The organism is Actinomadura rugatobispora, assembly GCF_042656285.1.
GTDB classification, from domain to species: domain Bacteria; phylum Actinomycetota; class Actinomycetes; order Streptosporangiales; family Streptosporangiaceae; genus Spirillospora; species Spirillospora rugatobispora.
Genome location: NZ_JBHSON010000230.1, coordinates 1 through 1,420, shown reverse-complemented (window position 1 = coordinate 1,420; position 1,420 = coordinate 1). Strand labels below are relative to the sequence as shown.

The following is a 1,420-nucleotide window of genomic DNA, read 5'->3' as shown; positions in this document are numbered from 1 at the left end:
CAGGTCCGCGTCGATCTGCGGATCCGCGAGGACGTCCCCGTCCCGCGTGATGTGCGCGCGACGATCGTGGCGGCCAGCACCATCGGCGAACGCAGCGTGGTCCTGCATCCGGCCTGGCGTCCGGGGACTCCGCGGGCGCCTGCGGGGTCGGTGATCCCGAAGGAGCGGACTGACCTGCCGGTGGAGATCGATGAGGCGTTGACGGCGTTCACGGCGTTGACGCAGTCGATTGATCCGGGGGCGTTGGGTGAGGTGTTCGAGGGGGGTGCGCGGGCGGTCGATGGGCGTGGTGACGATGTCAACCGGGCGTTGCAGTCGACCGGGACGCTGGCGGGGAATCTGGCCGCCCAGGACCGCAAGCTCGCCGGGATCGCCCGCGACCTCAACCAGCTGGCCACCTCCCTCAACCGCCGCGATGAGAAACTCACCGCCTTCATCGGCGACTTCTCCGCCGCCAGCCGCGCGCTGGCCGATGAGCGGGCGCGGCTGCGGACCTTCCTCGCGGGTCTGGAGGCGCTGATCCGCCAAGGCGGCGCGGTGGTGACCGCCTACCAGGAGAAACTCCCCGCCGTTTTGACCGAGGCGTCGGAGATGGTGATGACGCTCAAGGCCAACAGCGCCTCGATCTCCCAGGCCATCACCTCGCTGGCCGGGGTCACCGACGCGGTCATCAAAGCCTGGGACCGCAAGACCGGGACGATCACGGTGCGGGCGCAGATCAACGCCACGCTGCGGATCTGGCTGCAGCCGATCTTCACCGCGATGGGCTGGGGCAAGGTGCCCTGCCTGGACGGGCAGAACGGGTGCCGGTCCACCGTGCAGCGGAAGGGACGACCATGAGGATCACACCGGTGGTCGCCGCAGCCGCGCTAGCGGGCACCTGCACCGCATGCTCGGTGCAGACGCTGGGGGCGCCCAAGGGCGACTTCACCCTGTACGCGGTGTTCGGTGATGTGCAGAACCTGGTGACCGGGCACAGCGTGCAACTGGCCGATGTGCGGATCGGGACGGTGATGACCGTCCAGCTGCAGGGCTACAAGGTCCGGGTGAGGATGTCGATCACCAACGGCCGCCGCGTCCCCGCCGGGACCACCGCCGCCATCGCCAAGACCTCCCTGCTGGGCGAGAACTTCGTCCGCCTCACCCCGCCCAAGGGCGCGGCGATGAGCACCGGGCCGTTCCTGGCCCAGCGCGCCACCATCACCCAGACCACCCTGGCCCCCGACCTGGAATCGGTCACCCAGCGGGTCGGCCCGATCCTGGCCGCGGTCGGCGGCCAGGACATCGACGCCATCGTCACCACCCTGGCCAGCGCCACCACCAACAAAGGCCCCCAGCTCAACCGCATCATCAAACGCTCCACCGAACTGTCCGACAGCTACGCCGCCGCCGCCACCGACCTGGGCAAGGTGATCGACGG

At 69.7% G+C, this 1,420-nt stretch carries 2 protein-coding genes; both read left to right on the top strand.

Annotation, left to right across the window (positions count from 1 at the left end; all coding sequences use genetic code 11):
- Window positions 1–840, top strand: an 840-nt coding sequence (locus ACFPZN_RS55995; RefSeq protein WP_378293575.1) for an MCE family protein, incomplete at its 5' end; no start/stop codon positions are given.
- Window positions 837–1,420 (top strand): MlaD family protein (locus tag ACFPZN_RS55990; protein ID WP_378293573.1); only part of this gene is annotated, 584 nt, incomplete at its 3' end. The genes ACFPZN_RS55995 and ACFPZN_RS55990, both read left to right, overlap by 4 nt.